Raw genomic sequence first — 20273 nt, 5'->3', positions numbered from 1 at the left:
CGCCTTCAGAACCTGTACGGCCGGGCCTCCCGCGACCGCCGTCCACGCGTGGGGCAGGGCGTTTCGCCTCCCGTGCCACGGCCCGGCGTTCCTTCGGCCGCTCAGCCCGACGGCACCCGCTCCCTGGGCGCGACGGGCGCCGGGGCCGCGCGCCCCCGGGGTCTGAACAGGCGCTGGACGGGACGTTCGGCGAAGGCGTACACCAGATACGACAGGAGCACGGCGGCGAGCGTGGTGATCGTGGCGACCAGCCACGGATCCAGCCGGCTCACCAGCGGCGGGACGAGGGCCACCGCGACCACGGAGTGGAACAGGTACAACGGGTAGGTCGTGCCGCCGAGCGCGGTGAGCACCCTGGACGGCCTGAGCCTGAGCACCCCGAGCGCCACGAGCGCCATCGCGGCGAAGACGACCGTGATCGTGATGATGACGCTGACGTCGCTGACCGGCATGTTCTTGAACCCGGCGACCTTGATCCGGCCGTGCACGCGTTCGAGCGCGGAGTGCAGCGACATGGCCCAGCCGGCGACCACGTACAACCAGGGCAGCCAGGCGCTCCCGTGCTTGTGGATCAGGTAGAGCGCCATGCCGGCGACGAAGTAGGGGGCGTAGCGGGGCATGACGATCTGGTTGACGAGATCGTTGCCGAGTAACTCGGCGCCCAACGCGGCCACCAGCCAGATCCCGCAGAAGGCCAGCACCCGGCCGAAGGTGATGCCGATGATCACCAGGATCGCCATGAGCAGGTAGAAGCGGAGCTCGGCCCAGAGCGACCAGTAGACGCCGGCCGCGTCGGTGACGCCGAACAACCGCTGGAACATCGTGGCGTTGACCAGGTACTCGCCGGCCGAGAGCTTCGGGTCGAGCGCCTTGGCGCCGGTGAACGCGTAGAGACCGGCAACGGCCAGCAGGCTGAGCCAGTAGGCCGGATAGAGCCTGACCAGCCTGGACCTGGCGAACGCGCCGACTCCGCGCCCCCAGGCGCTCATCAGGATGACGAAGCCGCTGATGACGAAGAACAGCTCGACGCCGAGGATGCCCAGCCCGGCGAACGGGGCGAGGGCGGGAAAGAGCTCGGCGGGCCGGTCGCCCCACACGGAGGCGTACGCGACGAGGTAGTGGAAGGCGAGCACGGCCAGCGCGGCGATGAACCGCAGCAGGTCGAGTTCGGCCAGCCGGCCGTCCCCGCGAGCATGCCTCGGCCGGTTGGGTTGATGCACGCTCCTTTAGACGATCATATTGATCACTTTGGTTCCATCAGCCCCGGCTTTCCCTGTTTTCCCGCGTGGGAGGCGGTTCGGGGGCCGGTGTGCGGTCCGTGAAATCGTGTGCTCCGTGACCGATTTCAAGAGGATCGCCGCGGACTGTCCGGGCACGCTGGCGGTGGCCGTACGCGTGCCGGGCCGTCCCGGGTTCGCCGCGGCGTTGAACGAGGATGTGGAGCTCCCGCTGGCCAGCGTGGGCAAGCTGCTGCTGCTGGCCGAGATGGCGATGGGCGTGGAGGACGGGCGGCTCGACCCGGCGGAGCCGCTGGCGGTGCGCGAGGACGACCTGTGCGCCGGGTCGGGGCTGCTGACGGGCCTGGCGGCGCGTACGTGGACGGTGGCCGACCTGGCCCTGCTCACGGCGTCGGTGAGCGACAACACGGCGACGAACGTGCTGCTGCGCCGGGTGGGCCTCGACCGGGTGAACGAGGCGGCGGCCGGGCTGGGCCTGGCGCGCACCCGGTTGCTGGACCGGATCAGGGAGCCGCGCGGGCCCGGGCACCCTCCGACGTTCGCCGTGGGCACCGCCAGGGAGCTGTCGGGCCTGGCGGAGCGCATCGCCTCCGGGGGCGGCTGGCGGGCACGGCTGCGCGGCTGGATGCTGGCCAACACCGATCACGGTCTCGTGCCGGGGCTGGTCGCGCACGATCCGGAGGGGTCGTGGATCGCGAACAAGACCGGCACCGACGACGGTGTCCGGTCGGACGTGGGGCTCATGGGCACGATCGCCTACGCCGTGCTCGCCGCCGGCCCGCCCGGCTCCGACGCGGGCCTCGTGCCCGCCGTACGGCGGGCGGGCAGGCTGATCGCGGCCGTCCCCGGCGCCCTGCCGCGGGCGGCGAACGCGTAGCGCCGCCCGGGCGGCCCGGGCGCGCTGGTGGGCGGCCGGGCCGGGCGGTGGTCCGGCGGACGCGGAAGGGGCCGCGCGGTGTTCCGCGCGGCCCCTCTGTGCCGTGTGACCGGCCTGTGCCTACAGGTACTGGCCGGTGTTGGCCACCGTGTCGATGGAACGGCCGGCTTCGGCGCCCTGCTTGCCGGAGACGAGGGTGCGGATGTAGACGATCCGCTCGCCCTTCTTGCCGGAGATGCGGGCCCAGTCGTCGGGGTTGGTGGTGTTGGGCAGGTCTTCGTTCTCGGAGAACTCGTCCACGCAGGCCGTGAGCAGGTGCTGCACCCGCAGGCCCTTCTGGCCGCTCTCCAGGAACTGCTTGATCGCCATCTTCTTGCCGCGGTCGACGATGTTCTGGATCATCGCGCCGGAGTTGAAGTCCTTGAAGTAGAGGACTTCCTTGTCGCCGTTGGCGTAGGTCACCTCGAGGAAGCGGTTCTCCTCGCTCTCGGTGTACATGCGCTCGACGACGCTCTGGATCATGCCGTGGATGGTGGCCTCGCGGGAGTCGCTGTGCTCGGACAGGTCGTCCGGGTGCAGCGGCAGATCCGGGATGAGGTACTTCGAGAAGATGTCCTTGGCCGCCTCGGCGTCCGGCCGCTCGATCTTGATCTTGACGTCCAGGCGGCCGGGCCGCAGGATCGCCGGGTCGATCATGTCCTCGCGGTTGGAGGCGCCGATGACGATGACGTTCTCCAGGCCCTCGACACCGTCGATCTCCGACAGCAGCTGGGGCACGATGGTGTTCTCCACGTCGGACGACACGCCCGAGCCACGGGTCCGGAAGATCGAGTCCATCTCGTCGAAGAACACGATCACCGGGGTGCCCTCGGAGGCCTTCTCGCGGGCCCGCTGGAAGACCAGGCGGATGTGCCGCTCGGTCTCGCCGACGTACTTGTTGAGCAGCTCGGGGCCCTTGATGTTGAGGAAGAAGCTCTTGCCGGACTGGCCGGTCTTCTCCGCGACCTGCTTGGCCAGGGAGTTGGCGACGGCCTTGGCGATGAGCGTCTTGCCACAGCCGGGAGGGCCGTAGAGCAGCACGCCCTTGGGCGGACGCAGCTTGTGCTCGCGGAACAGGTCGGCGTGCAGGTAGGGCAGCTCGATGGCGTCCCTGATCTGCTCGATCTGCCGCATCAGGCCGCCGATCTCCTCGTAGGAGATGTCGGGGACCTCTTCGAGGACGAGCTCTTCGACTTCGGACTTGGGAATGCGCTCGTAGACGTAGCCCGACCGGGGCTCCAGAAGGAGCGAGTCACCCGCCCTGATGGGCTGGCCGACCAGCGACTCGGCCAGCCGCACGACGCGCTCCTCGTCGGCGTGCGAGATGACCAGGGCGCGCCGGCCCTCGTCGAGCAACTCCTTGAGCATCACGATCTCGCCGATCTCTTCGTAGCCGAGGGCTTCGACCACGTTGAGGGCCTCGTTGAGCATGACCTCCTGGCCACGCCGCAGCGAGTCGACGTCGACGGCCGGGCTGACGTTGACCCGCAGCTTGCGACCGCCGGTGAACACCTCGATCGTGCCGTCTTCCCGGGCCTCGAGGAAGGTGCCGAACCCGGATGGCGGCTGCGCCAGCCGGTCGACCTCCTCCTTGAGAGCAACGATCTGGTCCCTGGCCTCCTTGAGTGTGGCCACCAGGCGTTCGTTCTGGCCGGTAACGGCCGCGAGGTTTGCCTGTGCCTCATGAAGGCGCTCTTCGAGGACTCTGGCCTGACGGGGTGACTCGGCCAGCTTCCGCCTCAGCGCGGTGATCTCCTCTTGGAGGAAGGAGACCTGTGTTGAAAGATCAGCGACCTCCCGTTCGCGCTGCGCGGCTCGAGCCTCAGCATCATCGCGAGCTGCCACGCCCCGTCACCTCCTTCCCAGTCGAGGGCGACTACTAAGGACCTTACCTATCTCGGGCCCCTCCGTAACCTGGCCGGGCAGTGTTCGTCGAGTGGCATGCAGTATTCGGTGATTAATCCCTAATAGCGCGTTTGATACTGCCAGCACATGAACGCCGCCGTCTGTTCCCGTGTCACGTACCAACGCAGCCTCGTGGCCAAATCGTCATAGTTCCTCGGTGGTTCCCTTCGGTCGTCGGCGTCGCGGCGGGGGCGCCACACCGTCCGCCATGCGGCGGGCGGTGACGAGGAACCCCGTGTGCCCGATCATCCGATGGTCGGGTCGTACGGCGAGGCCTTCGACATGCCAGTCGCGAACCAGGGTCTCCCACGCATGGGGCTCGGTGAAACTCCCGTGATCGCGAATGACCTCCACGGTCTTCGACAGCTGGGTGGTCGTCGCCACGTAACAGCAGATCACACCGCCCGGCGTGAGGGCCTTGGCGACCGCGTCGACGCACTCCCAGGGAGCGAGCATGTCGAGGATGACGCGGTCGACGTCGATCTCGTCGATCGAGGCCACCAGGTCGCCCACGACCAGCCGCCAGTTGTCGGCCGGGCCGCCCGGCTCGGTGCCGAAGAACCGCTCCACGTTCGTGCGGGCGACGTCGGCGAAGTCCTGGCGGCGCTCGTACGACGTGACGCGGCCCTCGGGGCCGACGGCGCGCAGCAGGAAGCAGGTCAGCGCGCCGGAGCCGACGCCGGCCTCGATCACCCGGGCGCCCGGGAAGATGTCGGCCATGCCGACGATCTGCGCGGCGTCCTTCGGATAGATCACGGCGGCGCCGCGCGGCATGGCGAGGGTGTAGTCCTGCAGCAGATGGCGGAAGGCGAGGTACTGGGTGCCGCCCGAGGAGCGCACCACGGAGCCTTCGGGCTGGCCGATCAGGTCGCTGTGCGGGATGGCGCCCTTGTGCGTGTGGAAGACGCCGTCCTGCTTGAGCGTGATCGTGTGACGCTTGTTCTTGGGGTCGGTGAGCTGCACCTGATCCCCCGCCTGGAACGGCCCATGCCTGCGGAAACCCATGTCGGCAAGGTTATAGGGCTTTCGGGCGCGTCCAGACGCGCGATATCTATGAGGGATGTTCCCGCGTGAAATGATCTCCTCGGGCTCGCTGGTGCTGCGCGCCCCGGCCGGGGCGGACGCCGAGTCGATCGTCGCCGCCTGCGACGACCCGGTGACGGCCGAGTTCCTGCCTGCCCTGCCGGCGCCCTACACGCCACGCGACGCCCGCGCCTACCTGACGGCCGCCGCGGCGAAGTGGGAGTGCGGCGGCGCGGAGTTCGCGATCACCGAGAACGGCCGCTACGTGGGATCCGTGGGCGTCTCGGCGCCCGACGAGCAGGCCACGGTGGAGATGGGCTATCTGGTCGCGCCGTGGGCGCGCGGCAAGGGAGTGGCGAGCACCGCCGCGCGGGCGGTCGCGGAATGGCTGTTCGACCATGGCGTCCACCGGGTCGAGATCCAGGCGATCGTGGAGAACATCGCCAGCCTGCGGGTCGCCGGCAAGGCCGGCTTCACCGAGGAGGGGCGCAGGCGGGACGCCAAAATGCTGCGCGACGGCCGTCGCACCGACTTCATCTGCTTCGCCCGTCTCGCCCACGACTCCGGCGCGTACGTGCCGCCCTACCTGCCGCCGTTCGAGGGGGGCGAGCTCACCGACGGGGTGGTCCGCCTCGTGCAGATGGCGCCCGAGGACGCCGGAGACTTCCACCGCATGCTGGCCGAGCCCAGCGTGGCGGCCTACAACCTGGGGCCGCCCAGCACTCTGGACGACGACCGGCGCCGCTGCCGCTACACCGGCTACTGGTGGGTGTCGGGGCAGCGGATCGAGCTGGCGGTCCGCGACGCCGCCTCCGGGGCGTTCGCCGGGCACCTGCAGCTGATGCAGGTGACGCCGGTGCTGGGGCAGGCCATGATCGGCTATTCCCTGCGATCCGCCTTCCGCGGCCGGGGGTTCATGACCCGGGCGGTACGCCTGCTGACCGACTGGGCGTTCGCCCGTACGACGCTGCACCGGATCGTGGCGGGCACCGACATCTCCAACACCGCCTCCCACGGGGTGCTGGAGCGCGCGGGGTTCAGCCGTGAGTCCGTGCACCGGGAGTTGTTCCCCCAGTCGGACGGGACGCGGAGCGACGACGTGGAGTGGGTACTGCTGCGCCCGCGTTAGAGACCCGCGACCTGTCCGAAATACGGTAATAATTCCGATTTCCGGATGAGGTCTGGTCAAGCGCTCCCCCGCGAGCAATACTCCGGGTCTCCGCCCTTGAGATTCGCGTGATCGGGGTGCGCGTCCTCACCCCTCCTCCGGGACACCGCGATGCCGAGCAACCGTACCGACGTGGCCGTGCACGAGCTCATCGTCTCGTTCTCCTGCCTCGACGCCGCGAAACTCATCGACCGGCTGGCCCGCGCCGCCGCGGCGGTCACGGGCGCCGCCTACGCGGGCTTCGTGCGCGTGGACGCGCTGTGTGAGGCCGCCCACAGCGTCCACGTGCACGCGCCGCCGGGCGACCCGCTCCGGGTGCGCCCCTGGCTGGCCGAGTCGGGGGTGTTCAAGACGCTGGCGGCGTCTCCGGCGCCCGTGCTCCTGGCCCGCGACCCGTCGGTGGGCGAGCCGGGCTTCCTGGCGACGCCGGTGCCCGTCGCCACCCGTGAGCACGCGCTCCTCTGGGTCGCGGGACGGCTCTTCAGCGACCGCGACGAGGAGCTGCTGAGTCGCTTCGCCACCGCCGCCGGCCGGGCCCTGGAGGCGGCCAGCGGGCTGGAGGCCGCCGTACGCCAGCTACGCGGCGTCCACGCCTTCATCCGCGCCTGAGCCCGGCTCTCCTCCGTACGCGTCTCACACCGGCCGGTCACCGGAAACGGACGGGCCACGGATCCCGAGAAATGCCCTCGAAGGCCATTTCTTCATGAACCGGAGATTTTCTCTATTAGCGTACGACCTTCCAAAGAATTACCAGGAACAGCAAGAGGAATGGCGCGACGCCGCCTCCCTCATAGGCCGCGGCGAATCGTCCGGACGACCGGCCGGACCGGCTCGGGCCGGCACGATCAACGGGACCGGACGCACGACGGACCCGGTCGGCGGACGGTCAAGTGGCAGGTCCGGCCGCCGTCCTGCCCGCACACCGCGGCACGGTCCCTCCGGGGAACGGCCAGCGTGGACGAGAAACCCCACAACGCCATAACTCGACATATTTCGCCCAAGCATTGAATGACGCGGACCCTCGATCGGTCATCGGCGATCGTCAGGCACGGGACGGAGACCGGTCACCTCGCCGGGGCTGTCCGCGCGTCTCAGGTCACGGTCCCCGGGTGGTGGCTCAGGCGCCTTCGCCGCCGAAACCAGGCCGCCGACCTTGGCCACCGACCTTCGCCGCCGAAACCAGGCGGACCACTCCTGACCCGGCGAGGCCGTCGCGATCACGCCCGGCGCGGCGCTGACGGGCACCGTCGCCGCGGTGCCCGCGCGACGGTCACCCCCGGTGGGGCTCGAAGCGCAGCGTGCGGGAGACGCCGACGCGAACGGTGGTGCCGGGGACTATGGTGACCGGCTCGTTGGGCGGGATGTCGTAGAAGTTGGGATCGCCAGGCGGCTGGATCTGGGTGCCGTTGACCGAGCCGAGGTCGACCAGGTTGACGTCCCAGCCGTCGAGGGCCACCCGGAGGTGGCGGCGGGAGACGGAGCCGTCGGGGCTGGTGACCTTGGCGGGCCTCGCGGTGCCGCCGGCCACCTCGGGGGCGCGCTCCGGGTCGCGGCCGAGGAGGTAGTCGCTCTCCAGCGGCAGCGCGGTGCCGTCGTCGAGGACGAGCACGCCGAGCGGGGGGCGCGGGCCCTTGTAGGGGACGAGCGTGCGCTGGACGAGCGCGATGCCGCACACCGCGCAGTAGGGCACGCGCGGGTCGTTGAAGTGGTCGTTCTTGCAGTCGACGCCGTAGACCAGGGGGCGGTCGCCGTGGTCGGCCTGCTCCTGCGGCGGACCGGGCTGGTCGAAGTGGTCGGGCTGGCCCATCGGCGGCGGGCCCGGCTGATCGAAGTGATCGGGGGGACCCATCGGCGGCGGGCCGGGCTCGAAGTGGTCGGGCGGACCCATGAGCGGCGGGCCGGGCTCGAAGTGGCGCTCGGGCTGGTCGAACCGCTCCGGCTGGTCGAACCGCTCCGGCGGGGCGGGCTGCTCGAAGTGCTCGGGGACGGTGCCGTTGCCGGAGGGGGCGGGCTCGTCGTAGGAGGGGAACGCGCTCTGCTGAGGCTGCTCCCGCGGCGGCCGGTAGGGCGACTGGTCCGCGAGGGACGGCGTCGCCTGGGGGCCCGACGGAAGGCCCGGAGGCGGGCTCTGCGGGGCGGACGGCTGGTCGCCGGACATCGGGTAGGGGGCCATCTGCACCGCCGGGCGCTCCGGCGCCTGGATCAGGTCGGGCTCCATGTGCAGCGCGGTGTTGGGCATCTCGCTGGTGAGCGGCCTGGACGGGGCGGGAGCCCGGTCGCTGAAGTCGCCCGCGAGACCGCCGCCGTGCACCACGCCGCCGTCGAAGCCGACCGCGGGGTGCGGCTCACCGGCGCCGGGCAGGGTGAGCCGGACGCGCTCGACGGGGCCGCTGATCAGCCGGTCGGCCCAGGTCAGGGAGTCGCTGCCGGCCAGCCGCGTCTCGCCTGCGGCGGTCGTGATCGTGGCCGCGGCCGAGCCGCTGACCAGGACGGCCACGCCGTCGCCGACCGGCCCCGCGACCGCGCACGTGGCGGGGTCGCCGGTCATGTTGGCGGCGAGGACCTGGGCGGCGCGGCGGGCCAGGGCCCGGCCGTCTCCGCCGGAGGCGGCCGTCTCGCGCAGCGCCTGGAGCAGGTTGTCGGCCGCCGCCTCGGACGCGTCGCACACCAGCAGCAGCCCGCCCAGGCAGGCGACCAGCCCGTCGCCGGGGAGCGGACGGACCGCCCCGAAACCCCGGCCGGTCATGAGCCCTCCTTCATGACCAACGTCTTCATGACCACCGTGCCGCGCTCATGGGTGCCCTCGCTGCGCTCGGTCACTCAACTCTCCTCCCCGGAAGCCGGCGATGTCACGGCACCCGCACTGCCGTGACGGCCACCAGCCATACGCATACCCAGACGACGAGGTGATGTCGCGGCCGGCCCGTCGCCGTTCAGCGAAACGGTGGACCGCAACAAACCCCTTTAGTGTGCAAGTTTGGCCAAAACGAACACTATCGGCCAGTCGTCGCATCCTTGCACCGCCGGGGCGCGATCCGGCCCCGCCGCACCGGCCTGATCACTGGCTATGACACTAGCCGGGGGCTGCCGCATATTCGAGTGGGACAAATCAGACGCCGGTGAAGATCCGGTTGACGTCGGCGGTGGCGAGCACGCCGTAGATCTCGCCGCCCCGCTCCACGAGCAGGTATTCGCCCGCCGGGGTCTCGCGCATGGCCTCGATGAGCGCCTCGCCCTCCAGATCGGCGGCCAGCACCATGGACGGCTCCAGCGACTTGGCCATGGACCCGGAGGTGACCCATGGGCGGCGGTGGTCGGGGGTGGCCTGGACGGCCGCCTCGTTGACGATCGCCAGCGGCCGGCCCTCGTGGTCGACCACGACGACGGCGCCCGCCCGTTTCTCGCCCGCCTGGCGCAGCGCCTCCGACAGCGGCGTCTCGGCCGTGACCGGGATCGCCCTGCGGGCCAGGCTGCGGGCGTTGACCTGCGGGATCCGGGCACGGATGCGCGCCACCCGCAGCGACTGTGAGGCGCCCAGCCAGATGAAGGAGGCCAGCACCGTCGGCCACAGCAGGTCGCGGTAGTCGAGCTCCTGACCGCTCATCATCGACATGGCGAACGGCGACAGGACCAGCAGCACGGCCAGCGCCCGCCCGCCCCAGGCGGCGGCGACGGTGCCGGTGCCGGGGTTGCGGGTGAGCTTCCAGACCCCGGCGCGCAGCATCCGGCCGCCGTCGAGCGGCAGCCCGGGCAGCAGGTTGAAGACGCCCACGATGAGGTTGGCCACCCACAGCTGCCAGATCAGCACCTCGGGGATGCCGCCGCCGTTGACCAGGTAGACGTCGGCGAGCAGGCCGGCGGCCGCCAGGCCGAGCGAGAGCGCCGGGCCGGCCGCGGCGACCATGAACTCCTTGCCCGGCGTGGGCGGCTCCTTCTCGATCTCCGACACGCCGCCGAGAAGGTAGAGGGTGATCCGGCGCACCGGCAGGCCGTAGGACTTGGCCAGCACGCTGTGCGCCAGCTCGTGCAGCAGCACCGAGACGTAGAGCAGCACGGCGAAGACGAAGGCGACGGCGTAGGCGGCGGTGGCGTCGAGCTCGGGCAGCATGTCGCGCACCCGCTCGCCGAAGATCCAGGTGATGAAGGCGGCGACGACGAACCAGGTCCATGAGACGTAGACCGGAATGCCGAACGGCTTCCCCATCCGAAGGCCGGAGAACTCCTGCCGCGGGCTCTGCTCGCTCACCGCACTCCTTGACGTTCGTAACAAGCTCTCGCTGCCTTGATGCTACGCGCCCGATCAGGTGATCCTGGTTTCGCGGGCCCTAATCTGTCGGGGACTTCACCTAGAGTGCGGTGCATGACGTTGACCGATCCGGTGATCATCGGAGCTCTCTCCCCGTCCCGGGCGGGCGACTTCATGACCTGTCCTCTCCTCTACCGCTTCCGCGTGATCGACCAGTTGCCGGAGAGACCGTCGCAGGCGGCGGTGCGCGGCACGGTGGTCCACGCGGTGCTGGAGCGGCTCTACGACCTGCCCGCCCCCAGGCGGTCGGTCGAGGCGGCGCTGGAGCTCCTGGAGCCGCAGTGGCGGCGGCTGCTCGACGACGACCCGGCCTACGCGCGGATGTTCGCCGACGAGGGCGAGCAGGCCGAGTGGCTGGCCCAGGCGCGGGCCATGCTGGAGCGCTACTTCACCCTGGAGGACCCGACGCGGCTGGAGCCGGCCGAGCGCGAGCTCTACGTCGAGGCGGTGCTCGACGACGGCCTGATGCTGCGCGGCTACGTCGACCGGCTCGACGTGGCCCCGTCGGGCGAGGTCCGCGTGGTCGACTACAAGACGGGCAGCGCGCCGGGGCCCGACTTCGAGGCCAAGGCGCTGTTCCAGATGAAGTTCTACGCGCTGGTGCTGTGGCGGCTGCGCGGCCGGGTGCCGCGGCTGCTGCAGCTCGTCTACCTGGGCGGCGGTGGTGAGGTGCTGCGTTACGCGCCCGACGAGGCCGACCTGCTGGCCACCGAGCGCAAGGTGCGGGCGCTGTGGGCGGCGATCGAGCGGGCGCTGGAGTCGGGCGAGTGGCGGGCGCGGCGCAGCAGGCTGTGCGACTGGTGCGACCACCAGGCGCTGTGCCCCGAGTTCGGCGGCACTCCGCCGCCGGTGCCCGACCGTCAGCCGGGCGACACGGTCAGAAGCAACCGCCGGTCGGCCACCGACGAGTTGTAAGACCCGTCTCCTCCCTTGGGAGGAGGTTCCGGGCTCTCACCTGGACCTACAGTGAAGCGATGCGAGTCGGCCGACCCCTGTTCCACGACACGGTCCTCGCCGTGGCGGTGGCCGCTGCCTCGGTGGCGTTGTTCGTCCTCTACGACCCGGAGCAGTTACGCGCGCAGGGCGTGCTCGTCGACGGGATGCGCGCGCCCGACGCGTTGGGAGTGACCTTGGTGCTGCTGGCGTGCGCGCCGGTGGCGGTGCGCAGGCGCTGGCCGCTCGGCGCCATGTGCGCGGCGCTGGTGCCCGAGACGCTGATGACCGGTCTCGGCTACGGCACGGGCCTGGCAGGGGTGGCGGGGCTGGTGCTGCTCTACTCGGTGGCGTCCTACCGCGGCCTGGCGATGGCGCTGTGCGGGCTGACGCTGTCCGTCGTCCTCTACGTCGTGAGCGCGGTGGCCGGCCCGGTCGCCGCGCTGCGGTGGAGCGACCATCTGGTGGTCGCCGTGGTGCTCGTGGCGGTCTGGGGCGCGGGACGGAGCCTGCGGCTTCGCCGCGCGTACCTGGAGGAGCTGAAGGACCGGGCGGCCCGGCTGGAGCGGGCGCACGCGGCCGACACGCGGGCGGCGCGGGCAGAGGAGCGTTCCAGGATCGCCCGGGAGCTGCACGACGTGGTGGCCCACCATGTCACCGTGATGACCGTGCAGGCCTCGGCCGCGCGCCGGGTGCTCGGCTCCGACCCCGAGCTGGCGAACGAGGCGTTGTCGGCGATCGAGCACACGGGCCGCATGGCGCTGACCGAGATGCGCGACATCGTCGGTGTGCTGCGCACCGACGCCCGCGCCGAGCTGGGCCCGCAGCCGGGCATGCGGGACCTGCCCGCCCTGGTGGAGCAGATGCGGGAGGCCGGCCTGGAGACGCTGCTGCGCGTCGCCGGCGAGCCGGGCCCTGTTCCCGCCGGAGTCGACCTGGCCGCCTACCGGCTGGTTCAGGAGGGGCTCACGAACAGCCTGCGGCACGCGGGAGCCGGGGCCAGCGCGGTCGTCACCGTACGGCACGAGCCGCACGAGCTGGACGTCAGGGTGGAGGACGACGGGCGGGGCGGGCTCCTGTCCGGGGAGCCAGGGCATGGTTTGGTGGGGATTCGTGAGCGCGTCGCCCTCTATGGTGGGGTTCTGAGCATCGGTCCGCGGTCCGGGGGCGGTTTCGAGGTTCGGGCGAGATTCCCCTTGAAGGACGGACAATGACGATCAGAGTGCTGCTGGTGGACGACCAGCCGCTGCTGCGCACCGGTTTCCGGCTGATCCTGGAGGCCGAGCCGGACATCACGGTGGTCGGGCAGGCGGGCGACGGCCAGGACGCGCAGGAGCAGACGAGGGCGCTGCTGCCCGACGTGGTGCTGATGGACATCCGGATGCCCGGGGTCGACGGCATCGAGGCCACGCGACGGATCGTGCGCGACGGGGCCCGGGCGACCCCGGCGGCGCACGTGCCGAAGGTGCTGGTGCTGACCACGTTCGACCTCGACGAATACATCGTGGAGGCGCTGCGCTCGGGGGCGTCGGGGTTCCTGCTGAAGGACGTGCCGCCCGAGGAGCTGGTGCAGGCGATCCGGGTGGTGGCGGCGGGCGACGCGATCGTGGCGCCGAGCGTGACGCGCCGGCTGCTCGACCGGTTCGCGGCCCGGCTGCCGTCGGCCCACGAGCAGCCCGCGCCGGCGCGGGTCGACCGGCTCACCGAGCGGGAGCTCGAGGTGCTGCGGCTGATCGCCAAGGGGATGTCCAACGCGGAGATCGCGGCCAAGCTCGTGGTGAGCGAGACGACGGTCAAGACGCACGTCGGCAATGTGCTGACCAAGCTGGGGCTGCGCGACCGTGTGCAGGCCGTGGTGCTGGCGTACGAGACGGGCCTGATCACGCCGGGCGCCCTGTCCTGAGCGCCCGCCCCGCCGTTTCGCCACGGCGAGGCGGGAGGGCGGCTCAGGCCTCGGCCGGCTTCGCCGCGGCGGCGGGCACCTCGGCGGTGTTCTCCGGGAAGTGGCAGGCGACCTGGTGGCCGTCGGCCAGCTGCTCCAGTGGCGGCTCGACCGTCTTGCAGATGTCCTGCGCCTTCCAGCAACGGGTGTGGAAGCGGCAGGCGGGCGGCGGGTTGAGCGGGCTCGGCACGTCGCCGGTGAGGCGGATGCGCTCGCGTCCGGCCCGCGCCTTGGGGTCGGGCACCGGCACCGCAGACAGCAGGGCGTTGGTGTAGGGGTGCATGGGCGCGCTGTAGAGCCGCTTGCGGTCGGCCACCTCGACGATCTTGCCGAGGTACATGACCGCGACCCGGTCGCTGATGTGGCGCACCACTGACAGGTCGTGCGCGATCACCACGTAGGTGAGGTCCATCTCCTGCTGCAGGTCCTCCAGCAGGTTGACCACCTGGGCCTGGATGGACACGTCGAGCGCGGAGACCGGCTCGTCGGCGATGATCAGCTTGGGCTTGAGCGCCAGCGTGCGGGCGATGCCGATGCGCTGCCGCTGTCCGCCCGAGAACTCGTGCGGGTAGCGGTTGTAGTGCTCGGGGTTGAGGCCGACGAGGGCGAGGATGTCCTGGACGGCCTTCTTGACGCCGTGCTCGGTCCGTACGCCCTGGATGCGGAAGGGGGCCCCGACGATGGCGCCGACCGTGTGACGCGGGTTGAGCGACGAGTAGGGATCCTGGAAGATCATCTGCATGTCGCGGCGGAGCGGGCGGAGCTTGCCCTGGCTCAGGTGGGTGATGTCGTTGCCCTCGAAGACGATCTTGCCGCCCGTGGGCTCCAGCAGCCTGGTCACCAGGCGGCCCGTGGTCGACTTGCCGCAGCCCGACTCCCCCACCAGGCCGAGCGTCTCGCCCTTGAACACCTCGAAGCTGATCCCGTCGACCGCCTTGACGGCTCCGACCTGCCGCTTCAGCAGGCCCTTCGTCACCGGGAAGTGCTTCTGCAGGCCCTGGACGGACAGAAGCGGCTCGTTGTCACTCACTGAGTCTCCAGCACTGGCTTGATCTCGGTCTCCCACAGCCTCCGCCGCTCGGACTTGTCCAGGTGGCAGCGCACCAGGTGGCCGCCCTCGGTCTCGGCGAGCGCCGGCACCGCGGTGTCGGCCTTGCCCTGCGTCAGCTCCGCGTAGGGGCAGCGAGGGTGGAAGGCGCAGCCGGACGGGACGTTGATCAGGGACGGCGGGCTGCCCTTGATCGGCAGGAGCCGCTCGGTGGGCTCCCGGTCGAGCCGGGGCATCGATCCCAGAAGACCCCACGTGTAGGGGTGCTCGGGACGGTAGAAGATGTCGTCGGTCGAGCCGTACTCGACGCACTTGCCGCCGTACATGACCAGGATGTCGTTGGACAGCTCGGCCACCACGCCCAGGTCGTGGGTGATGATGATCAGCGCGGAGTTGAACTCTCGCTGCAGGTCGCGCATCAGGTCGAGGATCTGGGCCTGCACGGTCACGTCGAGCGCGGTGGTCGGCTCGTCGGCGATGAGCAGCTCGGGGTCACACGAGAGCGCCATCGCGATCATGGCGCGCTGGCGCATGCCGCCGGAGAACTCGTGCGGATAGGCGTCGACGCGCCTGTCGGGCTCGGGGATGCCCACGCGCCCGAGCATGTCGATGGCGTGCTTCTTGGCCACCGCCTTGGAGACCTGGTTGTGGATCCGGTAGGCCTCGACGATCTGCTGACCCACCGTGTAGAAGGGGTGCATCGACGACAGCGGATCCTGGAAGATCATCGCCATCTTCCGGCCGCGCAGCGTGCGCACGTGCTCGGCCGTGGCGCCGACCAGTTCGTCGCCGTCGAGCCAGATCTCCCCGGAGATCTTCGCCCGGCCGCCCTTGTGCAGGCCGAGCAGGCCGAGGCTGGTCACGCTCTTGCCCGAGCCCGACTCGCCCACGATGCCCAGGGTCTCACCGCGTTCGAGGCTGAACGACAGGCCGTCGACGGCCCTGACCAGCCCGTCGTCGGTGGGGAAGTGGATCTTCAGGTCCTTGACGTCCAGAAAGCTCACGACAACCTCACCCTCGGGTCGACCCACGCGTACAGGAGGTCGACGATCAGATTCGCCAGCACCACGAAACAGGCGGCGATCAGGACCACACCCATGACCTGGGGCAGGTCCTGGTTTCTGATGGCCAGGATGGCGAACTGGCCGAGCCCCGGCAGAGTGTAGGTCGTCTCGGTGAGCACGGCGCCGCCGATCAGCAGGCCGAAGTCGATGCCGAACAGGGTGAGGATCGGAGTCAGCGCCGCCCGCAGGCCGTGCTTGACCACGACGTCACGCTCCCGCATGCCCTTGGCCCGGGCGGTGCGGATGTAGTCCTCGCCCATGGTCTCCAGCATCCCGGCTCGGGTCAGCCGCGCATAGCCGGCCGCGAACAGGAACGCCAGTGTGATCCAGGGAAGCAGCAGGTTGTAGGCCCACTGGGCGGGATTCTCCGACAGGTCGGTCCACGCGCCGCCCGGTGGTGTCCAGCCCAGGCCGTAGCTGAAGACCACCAGCGAGACCATGCCGGTGAAGAAGATGGGCAGTGACACGCCGGCCAGCGCGGTGCCCATCGCCACCCGGTCGAAGAAGCTGCCCCGGCGCAACGCGGACACCACGCCCACGCTCACGCCGGCCACCACCCAGATGAAGGCCGCGCCGAGGGCCAGAGCGAAGGTCACCGGGATGCGGTCGACCAGGTCCGGCCATACCGGCTGGCCGCTGATGAAGGAGTAGCCGAAACACGGCGCCGGGCACTGCTCGACCCCGGCTCCGTAGTCGTACTCCGCGCCGGTGAACAGACCCTTGAGGAACCGGCCGTACTGCACGACCACCGGATCGTTGAAGCCCAGCCGCTCGGCGACCAGGTGCACGGTCTCCGGAGTGGCCGCGCGGCCGACGTAGCGCGAGGCCATGGCCTCCGGCGTGGCGCCGGCCCACTGGGGGACGACGAAGAAGATGCCGAAGGTGACCATGCTGACGACGATCAGCATCGCGACCGCGCCTATCAGACGCCTGATGATGTATGTGAACACCGCTTCCGGCCGGATGGCCTGCCCGCTGCCGGGCAGGCCATCCCTGCCTTCACCTGCCTTCGCTAGATCCCCGACCCTCGCCTGGTCACTCGACGCCGAGCAGCACGTAGTCGAACATGCTCTGGCCCTCGTTGTAGGCGACGTTCGTCACGCCCTTGCCGCGCATGAGCAGCGACTTGGCCCACACGACCGGCAGGATGGAGGCGTCCTCCATGACCTTCTTGTCGACCTCGACCCACAGCTTGGCGCGGGCGGTGGCGTCGAGCTCGGCCGAGGCCTGGTCGATGAGCTTGTCGACCTCGGGGTTCTTGACGCTGAGGTTGTAGTTGCCGGCGGGGCGGATGGTGCGGCTGTCGACGATGGCCTGCATGAAGCCGTATCCGTCAGGCCAGTCGGAGCCCCAGCCGTGGGCGGCCAGGCCGACACCGTTCTTCTTGACGTACGCGGTGTTGCCGGCGTAGTCGGAGAAGTAGCTGGATCCCGGGAAGCCCTTGAGCGTCAGCTTGATGCCGACCTTGGCCAGCGCCTGCTCCATCGCCTCGGCCAGCGCCTTCTCACGCGGACGGTCGGCACGGAAGGTCATCGTGGTGGAGAAACCGTTCGGCTGGCCACAGGCGGCGAGCGCCTCCTTGGCCTTGGCCACGTCGCCCTTGTTGCCCTCGGAGGCGTACAGGTCGAACTTCTCCTGGCCGACGATGGGCGGCGGCATCACGTTGGTCGCGATCTCGCCACCGGCGAGCTCGCCTCCGTAGGCGGTCTGGTTGGCGACCCGGTCCGCGGCGTACATCACGGCCTTGCGGCACTCGATGTTGTCCAGCGGCGGGTTGTCCGGGATGACCGAGACGTACCAGAGCCTGGGGATGATCGGGTTGTCCGTCCGCGCCTTCAGGGCGGGGTCGGGCAGGACCTTGCCCAGGGCCGCCGGCTGCATGCCGGTGCCGGGGATGTCCAGGTGGATGTTGCCCGCGATGAGCTGGTTGTCCAGGTCATCGGCGTTGACGTTGAGCTGGACCTCGATCCGGTCCGGCAGCGCGGGCCGGTTGGGGTCGGTGGCCGGGTCCCACTGGTCGTTGCGGACCAGCGCGAACTTCTTGCCGATCTCGTTCGACTCGAACTTGTACGGGCCGGAGGAGACGACCTTCTCCTTGTACTTGGCGCCCGTGTCCTTGTCCTTGGGCACCGGAGCGGTCATCGGCATCTGGACGACGTAGTCCATCGACGAGAACGCCTTGTTCAGGTGGAAGACGACCGTCAGGTCGTCCTTCGCCTCGACGGCCGCGCTGTAGTCGACGTCGGGGGTCTTGTAGACGCCCTTGAAGTCCTTCGGCCAGGCCAGCAGCTCGTTGAGGTAGGACGGGCCGTGCGGGAAGGTCTCCTTGTCGAAGCTGCGCGCCACCGCGTAGGCCACGTCCTTGGCCGTGATCGGCGTGCCGTCCTCGAACTTCAGGCCGCTCCTGAGCTTGTACGTCCAGGTCTTGCCGCCGTCGCTGGCCTCACCCAGTCCTTCGGCGAGGTCGGGCACGACCGTGTTGCCCTCGGGGCCGGGACCGGTCTTGTACATCGTCAGCGTCCGCCAGTAGAACCGGCCGAAGTTGAACGAGTAGCCGTAGTAGGTGTCGCCCGGGTCGAGGCTGTCCCAGTCGGCGGAGTGGGCCGCCTTCAGCGTGCCTCCCTTCTTGGTCGAAGGGTTGAACACCGAGGTCAGACCGGCGTTGAACGCCGGTTCGGCGGCACCGCCCGACGCGGATTGGGCGGGTTGCTGAGCTGTGCCGCCACCTCCGCCGCAGGCGGAGAGCACCAGGGCGAGGGCCGCGGTCGCGGCCGCCGCCAGTGCGGATTTCCTTCTCATTTACTAACCCCTTGATCAGTGGAGTTGGGGGATGGAGCGTTGGCGAAGGTCAGTGCGCCCGAGGGTCGAAGGCGTCCCTCAACCCGTCGCCGAACAGGTTGAAGGCGAGAACGGTGATGAAGATCGCCAGACCAGGGAAGATCACGAAGTGCGGCAGGGTGTAGAAGCGCACCGCCTCCGAGAGCATGCCGCCCCAGGTGGGGGTCGGCGGGTTGATGCCGACGCCCAGGAAGGAGAGTCCGGCCTCGAACAGGATGTTGGTGGGGATCAGCAACGTCGCGTAGACGAGGATGGGCGCCATCAGGTTGGGCAGGATCTCACGGAACAGGATGTAGCCGTTGCGGGCGCCGAGGCTCCGCGCGGCGTCGACGAACTCGCGCTCGCGCAACGAGAGCGTCTGGCCACGGACGATGCGGCCGATGTAGGGCCAGCTGAAGAATCCGATGATGAAGATCAGCATCGCGATCCGCAGGGAGTTGCCCTCCAGCCCGAACCCCTTGTCGGGGATGACTCCCGCCAGCGCGATGGCGAAGACCAGCAGCGGGAAGGCGAGGAAGACGTCCATGATCCGGCCGATCAGCTGGTCGACCCAGCCACCGAAGTAGCCGGCGATCACGCCGAGCGTGGTGCCGATGACCACCGACAGGATCGTCGCCAGGAAGCCGATCAGCAGCGAGATGCCGGCGCCGGCCACGATGCGGCTGAACACGTCGCGTCCGTTGACCGGCTCGATGCCGAGCAGGAACTCTCCGCCCATGGCGCCGAAGGCGCCCTTGGGCAGGAGCGTGCTCTGGTCGATCTGGTCCTGGTGGAACTCCAGCGGCGGGTGCCCGAAGGCGGCGATGATCGGCGTGGAGAAGATCGCCACGAGGATCAGCAGGATCACGGTGATCCCGCCCGCCATCGCGAGCTTGTCTCGCCGCAACCGCATCCAGGCGATCCGGGTGAGCGAGCGCCCCTGGATGGCCTTGCCCGCTCCCACGAGCACGGCTTCCGGATGCGCTTCAGCCGCGGAGCCGGATACGTCTAGCGGTGCGGTCATGCCTGATTGCCCCCTGATTGCGGACGACGTTGGCCGGGTCGTCTGAGTGGGCCGCGGATCGCGACCCCAGGAGGCAGGATGTATGGCCTGAGCTGCGCTGACTAGCCCCTCAGACCGCTATGTGGCTCAAACGTGATTGACGCGAAACTCATTCGTATCGATCTTGATGTGAATGTCTACGACCAGTTCCGGTTATGTCCCAGAATCGTGACACAAGCCCATTCAACCGATACCTCGGCGTCGAAGGATCTCCTCGATGTCGGAGAAGTCATCATCATTCGTTCGCTTCTTGGGGGGTTCCACCGCAGGCTTGCCCGTCGCGGTCCCCTTCGGAGCCGCCGCGCCCTCGGGCGCGCGCGGGGCCTCCTTGGCCTTGGCCGGCCCGGCGCCCTTGGCCGCGCTCCTGCCGCGCAGCACCCCGGACACCACGAACAGCACCACCGACAGCCCCGTCAGCGCGACGCCCGACCACACGAGCGGATTGAAGACGAGACCCGTGACGAACCCGACGAGAGTGGCGCCCACGGTCCACAGGCTGCTCAGCGCCCCGGTGAGATAGGCGGCCAGCGGCAGCAGCGCCCACGCCGTCGTCCTCAGCCCCGCCGCCGCTCCCCTGCGCCGGAACGCCAGGAAGCTGAGCGCCAACCCCGCGATGGTCACACCGATGCACAGCGGCAACCACGCGATCTGATCGAAAGTCATTCCGGCACGTCCCTCGTTTCGACTACGCCTCCATCCTGGCACGCGTGGCCGGCCGGGCAGCTCCTCCGCTGGGACCACTTGTCCCCTAGGCCGCGTTTCAAAAGGATCTTTGAAACTTGCGGCGTGGCGGTGATCGATAACCGACGAGGTCTCCGGTAGTTGGTTCAACGACCAAGAAGAGCCAAGT

At 69.8% G+C, this 20273-nt stretch carries 17 protein-coding genes; 6 read left to right on the top strand and 11 right to left on the bottom strand.

What is annotated here, in order from left to right; translation table 11 throughout:
* Window positions 1–101 precede the first annotated feature (101 nt).
* On the bottom strand, window positions 102–1220 hold the full coding sequence (locus IEY82_RS34035) for an acyltransferase family protein (protein ID WP_189128388.1): 1119 nt from the start codon (window positions 1218–1220) through the stop codon (window positions 102–104).
* A gap of 115 nt (window positions 1221–1335) precedes the next feature.
* On the opposite strand from IEY82_RS34035, the gene IEY82_RS34030 reads away from it, so the two are divergent.
* Window positions 1336–2115, top strand: coding sequence for a serine hydrolase (locus tag IEY82_RS34030; RefSeq protein WP_225263647.1), 780 nt, complete (start codon window positions 1336–1338; stop codon window positions 2113–2115).
* Window positions 2116–2235: 120 nt separating this feature from the next.
* Here IEY82_RS34030 and arc read toward each other — a convergent pair whose 3' ends face one another.
* Together arc and IEY82_RS34020 are read right to left on the bottom strand one after the other, a co-directional pair.
* Entirely contained in the window at window positions 2236–3999 is a 1764-nt protein-coding gene (arc, locus tag IEY82_RS34025; RefSeq protein WP_189128386.1) for a proteasome ATPase, read from the bottom strand.
* A 204-nt stretch (window positions 4000–4203) separates the two neighbouring features.
* Complete coding sequence (locus IEY82_RS34020; RefSeq protein WP_189128385.1) at window positions 4204–5064, bottom strand: tRNA (adenine-N1)-methyltransferase; 861 nt, start codon at window positions 5062–5064, stop codon at window positions 4204–4206.
* A 55-nt stretch (window positions 5065–5119) separates the two neighbouring features.
* On the opposite strand from IEY82_RS34020, the gene IEY82_RS34015 reads away from it, so the two are divergent.
* Both IEY82_RS34015 and IEY82_RS34010 read left to right on the top strand, forming a co-directional pair.
* The gene (locus IEY82_RS34015; RefSeq protein WP_189128384.1) at window positions 5120–6211 is read left to right on the top strand and encodes a GNAT family N-acetyltransferase; all 1092 of its coding nucleotides are present in this window, start codon (window positions 5120–5122) and stop codon (window positions 6209–6211) included.
* 150 nt (window positions 6212–6361) lie between these two features.
* The gene (locus tag IEY82_RS34010) at window positions 6362–6859 is read left to right on the top strand and encodes a hypothetical protein (protein WP_189128383.1); all 498 of its coding nucleotides are present in this window, start codon (window positions 6362–6364) and stop codon (window positions 6857–6859) included.
* A gap of 661 nt (window positions 6860–7520) precedes the next feature.
* Here IEY82_RS34010 and IEY82_RS34005 read toward each other — a convergent pair.
* Both IEY82_RS34005 and IEY82_RS34000 read right to left on the bottom strand, forming a co-directional pair.
* Window positions 7521–8996, bottom strand: coding sequence for an FHA domain-containing protein (locus IEY82_RS34005; protein ID WP_189128382.1), 1476 nt, complete (start codon window positions 8994–8996; stop codon window positions 7521–7523).
* Between the two features lie 363 nt (window positions 8997–9359).
* Window positions 9360–10496, bottom strand: a complete 1137-nt coding sequence (locus tag IEY82_RS34000) for a site-2 protease family protein (RefSeq protein ID WP_225263645.1) — start codon at window positions 10494–10496, stop codon at window positions 9360–9362.
* A gap of 114 nt (window positions 10497–10610) precedes the next feature.
* On the opposite strand from IEY82_RS34000, the gene IEY82_RS33995 reads away from it, so the two are divergent.
* Genes IEY82_RS33995 through IEY82_RS33985 form a run of 3 tightly spaced genes read left to right on the top strand, consistent with a single transcriptional unit; the run spans window position 10611 to window position 13392 of the window.
* A complete protein-coding gene (locus IEY82_RS33995; protein WP_189128381.1) occupies window positions 10611–11471 on the top strand; it encodes a RecB family exonuclease in 861 nt (286 codons plus the stop codon).
* Window positions 11472–11530: 59 nt separating this feature from the next.
* Entirely contained in the window at window positions 11531–12703 is a 1173-nt protein-coding gene (locus IEY82_RS33990; protein WP_189128380.1) for a sensor histidine kinase, read from the top strand.
* Entirely contained in the window at window positions 12700–13392 is a 693-nt protein-coding gene (locus tag IEY82_RS33985) for a response regulator (protein WP_189128379.1), read from the top strand. Before IEY82_RS33990 ends, IEY82_RS33985 begins: the two co-directional genes overlap by 4 nt.
* Window positions 13393–13435: 43 nt before the next feature.
* Here IEY82_RS33985 and IEY82_RS33980 read toward each other — a convergent pair whose 3' ends face one another.
* From IEY82_RS33980 to IEY82_RS33955, 6 genes are all read right to left on the bottom strand, one after another.
* Window positions 13436–14461 carry an ABC transporter ATP-binding protein gene (locus IEY82_RS33980; protein ID WP_225263643.1) on the bottom strand — a complete coding sequence of 342 codons (1026 nt, stop codon included), beginning with the start codon at window positions 14459–14461 and terminating at the stop codon, window positions 13436–13438.
* The gene (locus IEY82_RS33975; RefSeq protein ID WP_189128377.1) at window positions 14458–15483 is read right to left on the bottom strand and encodes an ABC transporter ATP-binding protein; all 1026 of its coding nucleotides are present in this window, start codon (window positions 15481–15483) and stop codon (window positions 14458–14460) included. Before IEY82_RS33975 ends, IEY82_RS33980 begins: the two co-directional genes overlap by 4 nt.
* Window positions 15480–16493, bottom strand: coding sequence for an ABC transporter permease (locus tag IEY82_RS33970; RefSeq protein ID WP_189128376.1), 1014 nt, complete (start codon window positions 16491–16493; stop codon window positions 15480–15482). Before IEY82_RS33970 ends, IEY82_RS33975 begins: the two co-directional genes overlap by 4 nt.
* 85 nt (window positions 16494–16578) lie before the next feature.
* Complete coding sequence (locus tag IEY82_RS33965; protein WP_189128375.1) at window positions 16579–18342, bottom strand: ABC transporter substrate-binding protein; 1764 nt, start codon at window positions 18340–18342, stop codon at window positions 16579–16581.
* 49 nt (window positions 18343–18391) lie between these two features.
* Window positions 18392–19384 carry an ABC transporter permease gene (locus tag IEY82_RS33960; protein ID WP_189128374.1) on the bottom strand — a complete coding sequence of 331 codons (993 nt, stop codon included), beginning with the start codon at window positions 19382–19384 and terminating at the stop codon, window positions 18392–18394.
* Window positions 19385–19606: 222 nt separating this feature from the next.
* Entirely contained in the window at window positions 19607–20086 is a 480-nt protein-coding gene (locus IEY82_RS33955) for a cellulose synthase (RefSeq protein WP_189128373.1), read from the bottom strand.
* Window positions 20087–20273 lie beyond the last annotated feature (187 nt).

It is taken from the genome of Nonomuraea cavernae (assembly GCF_014646355.1).
GTDB classification, from domain to species: Bacteria; Actinomycetota; Actinomycetes; order Streptosporangiales; family Streptosporangiaceae; genus Nonomuraea; species Nonomuraea cavernae.
The sequence above is the reverse complement of the archived record's forward strand: the minus strand, read 5'-3'. Positions and strand labels throughout refer to the sequence as shown.

Coding starts and splice junctions, on each gene's coding strand:
- IEY82_RS33960 (WP_189128374.1), bottom strand. CDS start 19,384: ATGACCGCACCGCTAGACGTATCCGGCTCCGCGGCTGAAGCGCATCCG.
- IEY82_RS33990 (WP_189128380.1), top strand. CDS start 11,531: ATGCGAGTCGGCCGACCCCTGTTCCACGACACGGTCCTCGCCGTGGCG.
- IEY82_RS33995 (WP_189128381.1), top strand. CDS start 10,611: ATGACGTTGACCGATCCGGTGATCATCGGAGCTCTCTCCCCGTCCCGG.
- IEY82_RS34020 (WP_189128385.1), bottom strand. CDS start 5,064: ATGGGTTTCCGCAGGCATGGGCCGTTCCAGGCGGGGGATCAGGTGCAG.
- IEY82_RS34005 (WP_189128382.1), bottom strand. CDS start 8,996: ATGACCGGCCGGGGTTTCGGGGCGGTCCGTCCGCTCCCCGGCGACGGG.
- IEY82_RS33955 (WP_189128373.1), bottom strand. CDS start 20,086: ATGACTTTCGATCAGATCGCGTGGTTGCCGCTGTGCATCGGTGTGACC.
- IEY82_RS33965 (WP_189128375.1), bottom strand. CDS start 18,342: ATGAGAAGGAAATCCGCACTGGCGGCGGCCGCGACCGCGGCCCTCGCC.
- IEY82_RS34015 (WP_189128384.1), top strand. CDS start 5,120: ATGTTCCCGCGTGAAATGATCTCCTCGGGCTCGCTGGTGCTGCGCGCC.
- IEY82_RS34010 (WP_189128383.1), top strand. CDS start 6,362: ATGCCGAGCAACCGTACCGACGTGGCCGTGCACGAGCTCATCGTCTCG.
- IEY82_RS33985 (WP_189128379.1), top strand. CDS start 12,700: ATGACGATCAGAGTGCTGCTGGTGGACGACCAGCCGCTGCTGCGCACC.